We start from the raw sequence: 6,412 nt of genomic DNA, 5'->3' as shown, positions 1-6,412 counted from the left end.
AAGTGGCTAACTTGTTCTTGTAATTTTCGTTAAGATTCTTATAACAGTTGGCCATTAATTATCATTAGCTTTATAGTGTTCGTGTAGGAAGAGTTGTTTATCGAAAAGGGGACTTTAAGATGCAGACGTTGGATCAAGCGAAGTCATATTATCGCAGGGTTACTGTATTAGATGTCATTACGGTCATGATGATCGTAGGTTTATTGTTTTTTACGAATGGATTTTTACTTTCATTATTATTGATAGTTGTTTATCCATTCAGTCATTCCAAAATTTTAGTATCCGATATTGGGGATAAAGGTGCTAAGATTTGGGTTAGAAAAATGGACTGGGATTTCTATCGTAAAGAACATAGAATCGGCATTTTAATGCAATTTAAAGCTATGCGGGGCAACGCGGTTCACGTGAAGCGGATTTAGGACCTAACAGATTAATTATCAAATAAAAAAGCTAATCGAAGTTTATTTTCGATTAGCTTTTTTGGTATCAGTATTTTCAGCACTGATCCGAACGTATTTATCCCTATTAAAGAGTTTTCTTCGAGCCATGGGTGATAATTTAGCAATCCATAGGGTATAACTCAGACTGGTAAAGGAGGTTAAAGCCCAGACAATCCAGCTAGTGTGTTTACTACCAACAAAACGAGTAAAACTAAATAGGTCAGCCAGAACTTCTTCAAAGAAGACATCCCAAATTTTTAACGGTGTCAAAGATTCATGTAGGTAGATAACTTCCAATAATATCTGGACAGCCAAAACAATCAGCCAACCATAGAGGTAGTTGCGTCCACCTTGAGCAGTGACAACTTTTTTGTAAATAGGAACTTCTTTATCATTAGTGTCGCGGAAGAAGGTACTGGAAGTTTCTTCTAGTCGAATTTTAGTATGGATAGCTTGATAATAACCGACTGCGGTAGCGAACAGAGCTAGCAAGACAACAATCGACAAATTAGTGCCAGTCCACGTAATAGTATGGAAAAATTGATAGAGTGTAAAAATCGGAATGATCCAAAAACTAACTCGTGAAATAGAACTGAATTCGAATTGGTCATGGATAAAATAAATAACGATCAGAGCAGTAAAAAATGGTGATATCATGAGAATCCTCCCTCAAATAACTGTCTCAAATTTTAGCATAAACTGTTACTTAATTATTTCTAATAATAAAAAAGTGAGAGTTTAATCTTTACATCTTTTGTTTACGGATGTAAACTGTATTTGTTGATAAGGATTACAAATGTAAACCAAGAAAGCAGGGGATGACATGAAGGAAGTTGAAACTATGAGCAAAGCTGAATGGCAAGTGATGCGAATCATTTGGACTTTAGGTCAAGCTACTAGTAACCAGGTTATTGATATTCTTGAGAAAAAGACTGATTGGAAAGCTGCCACAATCAAAACTCTGATTATTCGTTTACAAAAGAAAGAATTTTTAAAAGCTGATGAAGCTAATCGTCCTTATATCTACCAACCATTGATTGCTGAAGATTCCGCGATTCATCAGAGTGTGAACAATCTGTTCGATGATCTCTGTTGTATGAAAAAGGGTTTAGCTATCAATGATTTGGTTGAAAATTCAGAGATTTCCCAAAAAGATATTGCACAAATTATTCAAACATTAACTGACAAAGCTAAATCAGCTCCTGAAGTTGTTGATTGCAATTGTTTGGAGGCTGATTTGAAATGAAAGATGAGATGAAGAATATGAAAGATATGGATATGAATATGGATCACGAAAAAATGGATATGTCCGGCGGTCACAATATGATGATGCATGGTGGTCACATGATGGATATGGGGGATTTAAGACAGAAGTTTTGGATCTCACTAATTATGGCAATTCCCGTCTTCATCTTGTCACCATTCATGGGATTACACCTTCCATTTCAATTTCAATTCCCAGGGTCTGATTGGATCGTTTTGATTCTTTCAACTGCGCTTTACTTCTATGGTGGTAAACCATTCTTGACTGGTGCCAAAGGTGAATTAGCTGAGAAAAAGCCCGCTATGATGACTTTGATCACAATGGGTATCAGTGTGGCTTATATTTACAGTCTTTATGCTTTTGTTGAAAATGACTTGCTACACTCCAGTAATCACATTATGGACTTCTTCTGGGAACTAGCTTCCTTGATTGTGATCATGTTATTAGGTCACTGGATCGAAATGAAATCCACGATGAGTGCTGGTAATGCACTTTCCAAAATTGCTACCTTAGTTCCTAACCAAGTTCACATGGTACACGGTGACAAAACTATGGATCACGATATCTCCATGGTCAAAGTTTCTGATATTGTTGAGATTCGTGCTGGTGAATCAATCCCACTTGATGGTCATTTGATCAGTGGTGAAAGTTACGTTAATGAATCATTAATTACCGGTGAATCCAAAGCCGTTAAAAAAACTTTGGGTAGTAAAGTAGTTGGTGGCTCAATTAATGGTGAAGGAACAATCAGAATTCAAGTTGATAAATCAGCTGGTGAAGGGTATCTTTCACAAATCAGTAAGTTAGTTTCTGACGCTCAAAGCAGTCGTTCCAAGACCCAAATGTTAGCTGACAGAGTTTCAAGTTGGTTGTTCTATGCTGCATTAACGGCTGGTATTTTATCATTCATTTACTGGTTGATCTTCGGAGATATGAACACTGCTTTAAATAGATTGGTTACTGTCTTAGTTATCGCTTGTCCGCATGCTTTAGGATTGGCAATTCCACTAGTTATGTCACGCAGTACTTCAATTGCCGCTACTAATGGTTTGATCATCCGTGATAATCAAGCTATGGAAAATAGTCGTAAGATCGACTACATCGCTATGGATAAAACTGGTACTTTAACTGAAGGTAAGTTTACAGTTAATGGCCTTCAAAAGATTGACGATTCAATTGATAACCAGCAATTATTAGCTCTTATCGCTGGTGTCGAAAGTGGTTCCAGTCACCCAATCGCCAACAGCATCGTGCAATATGCTCAAGATAAAAAAGTTGCTCCTACTGCTTTGGAAAATATCCAAGCCATCAAGGGTTATGGTATGAGCGGTGAGTTAAATGATCAAACATATTACTTGATCAATATGAAATATTTAAACGAAAATAACCTTACAATTGATAAAGCTTTAGTCCAACCATACTTGGATAAGGGTAATACTATCAGTTACTTAGTTCTTAACAAGAAAGTCCTTGGCTTCGTTGCCTTAGGCGATCGAATCAAAAAGAATACTGTTGAATTCATTAAAGAACTCAAAGCTAGAAACATTACACCAATCATGTTGACAGGTGATAATAAAGACGCTGCCGCTATCATGGCTAAACAAATGGGTATCGATGAATTCCGGGCTGAGTTACTTCCTGAAGATAAGAACAAAGTTATTACAGAATTAGAAAACAAGGGTCACCACGTTATGATGGTCGGTGATGGTATCAACGATGCTCCAAGTTTGGCTGCTGCTACAATCGGTGTTGCCATTGGCGCTGGGACCGATGTTGCAATTGAATCCGCTGATGTCATTCTTTACAACAGTGATCCAAGCGATATCATCAAATTCTTGAAACTATCACACAACACTTATCGTAAAACCGTTGAAAACTTATGGTGGGGAGCTGGATATAACATCATTGCTATTCCACTTGCTGCCGGAGTTCTTGCCGGAGTTGGTTTCATTTTAAGCCCAGCTGTTGGTGCGATTATCATGTCACTTTCAACTGTTGTGGTTGCTTTAAATGCAATGACATTAAAGATGTAGTGTTAAATTAACGAGTTATTAACTCTAAATAATATAGTGTGATTTAGTTCTTTTCTTAACATTGGTTATCACAAAAATGGACTACCTAGTTTATTCTAGATAGTCCATTTTTTTGTGATAACCAAACATAAAAATACTCTTAACAGTATGTCTTCAATTCTCTTTTCAGTGCAGCTAAAGTAACATCTTCTGGATTATCCTTGAATTCACTTTTAGCTCGTTCATATAATTCAGTATCAATGTCATCTTCAATTTTATCCATTGCTACAGAATGGAGAAAAGATGAGACACTCATATGTTTAGACTTTGCATAATTCTCGATTAACTTTTCATCGTGCTCACTCAAATAGAACGGAATAATTGCCATCACTTGTCACCTACCTTATTTTCAAATATATTTTAATCTGTCGAACAAATTTTTTCAATAACTAACTACTTCACAATATAAAATTACATAAATTTTATTCTATAATTTGATTATCATATATTTAAAAATCTAATAAGTTTAGGAATAAACGTACTGTGACAATATTTAAATCGTCAATTCGATTTGGTTACCTTCAGGATCACAAACGACACTTTCGTAGTAACCATCACCGGTAACACGGGGTCCACTGAGATGTTGATAGCCAGCTTTTTCAATTGCCTCGCTCAATTCATTCACAGCTTTCTTTGATCCTAACGACATCGCCATATGCATATATCCTAATGGATAACCAGATAATTTATTCGAATTCAAATCTTCTCTGGTACAGACCTCTAATCTAGCTCCATCCTGAAAGGTTAAAAATCTAGAAGAAAAGGTACTGACTGGATTATGGTATTTTTCTGAAGCTGTTGCTCCAAAGAATTTTTGATAAAATTCAACGGTTCTTTCCAAATCTTCTACAAATAATCCCACATGTTCAATTTTCATTTTCAAACGCTCCCAATCTATTATTTTAGCTTTATTAACTAAGTTAAATAAGTATGCTACTAATATAGCACCTTCAAGTAAATTTGTCATTTCAAAAAAATCTTTACTATCCAAACTTATCTTAGAATTCGTTTACTCTAAAGATTAGTAAAGTCCCATATTGACATTGATTAATAGTATTCTTATACTATGATTGTTGAACGAACGTTAAATAATCTAAAAGAGGTTAGTAATTTGGCAAGAAAACGTAGCTTTGATTCAAACGTAGTATTAGATCAAATCATGATATATTTTTGGCGGCATGGTTTTCAAGCAACTGGTTTTCGAGAATTGACTACCGAGACCGGCATCAAGGCGCAGAGTCTTTACAATGCTTATGGCAGTAAGAATGCTCTGTATTATCAAGCCTTGGAACATTATGTGGCTGTTACCAGTGAAGTTGCTGATGGCATCGTGGCTAGTGATCAAACTTGGGACAATAAAGTTGCTGCCTTGTTGATTCTGGACTGGGGGAAGCTGCCTTATCCAGACGGGTGTATGGTGATCAGTTCTTTGAGTGAGTTTGATGAAATCGATCCTAAGTTGAATGAGGTTTCTAACAAACTCTTCGAGCATCTAACGGCTTGTTTCATTAAAGTTTTACAACCAGTGGCTGATGAATTACGTGCCGATTTAGAAATTGGTGGGATTGCGACACAGTTATTAACGATTCATAATGGCATTCAAGTTGCTGTTCGTGATAATCAGTATCCAACCGATATTCGTCAAATCGTTGCCACCACAATTCAGGCATTGAGAACAGAGAAAACCGTATGACAATCAAAATTGCACCAGAAGCCTTGAAAAAATTGATATGATCAAAACCGAAATGATAGTTTGGTTTTAGATTTGGATGATGGTGTGGGACCATTTTCTAAAGTATCGTTGGAGAATGGGCTGAAATTTAATTTGTTAGTTGTGAGAAATGATTTGATTCCAAATGATTTTGACAATGCTATTAATTCAAAGGAAGGTTTGATCTTCTTTAATGGAGACACCGGTCGCTATCTTTCTTAATATGTTGAATAAAACCACACGTTTTACGTGTGGGAGTGAGATTAGCTTTAGCGTTAAAAAATCCCTTTCGCCGTACTTATAATTGGTTACCAACCGATTACAAAGCGAAAGGGATTTTTTTATGTCTAAATCAAATGACGATAGTAGTTTAGCACACACAAGATGGAATTGTAAGTATCACATAGTGTTCACTCCAAAGTACAGAAGAAAGGTGATATATGGGGATTTAAAACAAGATATGGGAAGGATTTTAAGAAGACTATGTGAACTGAAAGATGTAGAAATAATCGAAGCTCATGTGATGCCTGATCATATACATATGCTTATAAAAATTCCACCTAAAATGAGTGTTTCAATTTTCATGGGATATCTTAAGGGGAGGAGTGCAGTAATAATTCATGAGAGACATGCTAATTATAAAATATAGCTATGGAAATAAAAATTTTTGGGCTTAAGGATATTATGTTAGTACTGTAGGTTTAAACCAAAAAACCATAGCGAAATATATAAGAGAACAAGAATCGGAAGATAGAGTGAGAGATAGTATAGGTAAAAGAGAATATATTGACCCGTTTAAGAAATAAAATATGATGAATAGTGGTTGATAGTTCTTTGCTGGGCCCCATCTAGGGCGATAAAAAAAGCCATCCCGCTATGCGGGTGGATGCTTACTTCATGTGCGCCCGGCATGGGCGCTAACTTG

8 protein-coding genes and 1 pseudogene are annotated in these 6,412 nt (G+C 36.0%); 6 read left to right on the top strand and 3 right to left on the bottom strand.

What is annotated here, in order from left to right; all coding sequences use genetic code 11:
* Positions 1-119 precede the first annotated feature (119 nt).
* Positions 120-419 (top strand): hypothetical protein, encoded by a 300-nt coding sequence (locus tag IV57_RS12720; RefSeq protein ID WP_057881900.1) that lies wholly within the window; start codon positions 120-122, stop codon positions 417-419.
* Between the two features lie 42 nt (positions 420-461).
* Here the strand turns inward: IV57_RS12720 and IV57_RS12715 are convergent, their stop codons facing one another.
* On the bottom strand, positions 462-1,097 hold the full coding sequence (locus IV57_RS12715; RefSeq protein WP_057881899.1) for a hypothetical protein: 636 nt from the start codon (positions 1,095-1,097) through the stop codon (positions 462-464).
* A gap of 166 nt (positions 1,098-1,263) precedes the next feature.
* On the opposite strand from IV57_RS12715, the gene IV57_RS12710 reads away from it, so the two are divergent.
* Positions 1,264-1,686, top strand: coding sequence for a CopY/TcrY family copper transport repressor (locus IV57_RS12710; protein WP_057881898.1), 423 nt, complete (start codon positions 1,264-1,266; stop codon positions 1,684-1,686).
* Positions 1,683-3,737 (top strand): heavy metal translocating P-type ATPase, encoded by a 2,055-nt coding sequence (locus tag IV57_RS12705; RefSeq protein ID WP_057881897.1) that lies wholly within the window; start codon positions 1,683-1,685, stop codon positions 3,735-3,737. Before IV57_RS12710 ends, IV57_RS12705 begins: the two co-directional genes overlap by 4 nt.
* A gap of 139 nt (positions 3,738-3,876) precedes the next feature.
* Here IV57_RS12705 and relB read toward each other — a convergent pair whose 3' ends face one another.
* Positions 3,877-4,104, bottom strand: coding sequence for a type II toxin-antitoxin system RelB family antitoxin (relB, locus tag IV57_RS12700; protein WP_057881896.1), 228 nt, complete (start codon positions 4,102-4,104; stop codon positions 3,877-3,879).
* A gap of 165 nt (positions 4,105-4,269) precedes the next feature.
* Entirely contained in the window at positions 4,270-4,653 is a 384-nt protein-coding gene (locus IV57_RS12695; RefSeq protein ID WP_057881895.1) for a VOC family protein, read from the bottom strand.
* A gap of 234 nt (positions 4,654-4,887) precedes the next feature.
* On the opposite strand from IV57_RS12695, the gene IV57_RS12690 reads away from it, so the two are divergent.
* The 3 genes and pseudogenes from IV57_RS12690 to tnpA all read left to right on the top strand — a co-directional run bounded on the left by IV57_RS12690 (position 4,888) and on the right by tnpA (position 6,293).
* On the top strand, positions 4,888-5,469 hold the full coding sequence (locus IV57_RS12690; RefSeq protein ID WP_057881894.1) for a TetR/AcrR family transcriptional regulator: 582 nt from the start codon (positions 4,888-4,890) through the stop codon (positions 5,467-5,469).
* Positions 5,470-5,529: 60 nt separating this feature from the next.
* A complete protein-coding gene (locus IV57_RS12685; protein ID WP_057881893.1) occupies positions 5,530-5,709 on the top strand; it encodes an iron-sulfur cluster assembly accessory protein in 180 nt (59 codons plus the stop codon).
* A gap of 121 nt (positions 5,710-5,830) precedes the next feature.
* Positions 5,831-6,293: pseudogene (gene tnpA, locus IV57_RS12680) on the top strand (IS200/IS605 family transposase).
* The last annotated feature ends 119 nt before the right edge of the window (positions 6,294-6,412 follow it).

Source organism: Companilactobacillus kimchiensis, from assembly GCF_001438805.1.
GTDB lineage: Bacteria > Bacillota > Bacilli > Lactobacillales > Lactobacillaceae > Companilactobacillus > Companilactobacillus kimchiensis.
Note: the sequence above shows the minus strand (reverse complement) of the source record. Positions and strands in the feature narration are given on the sequence as shown.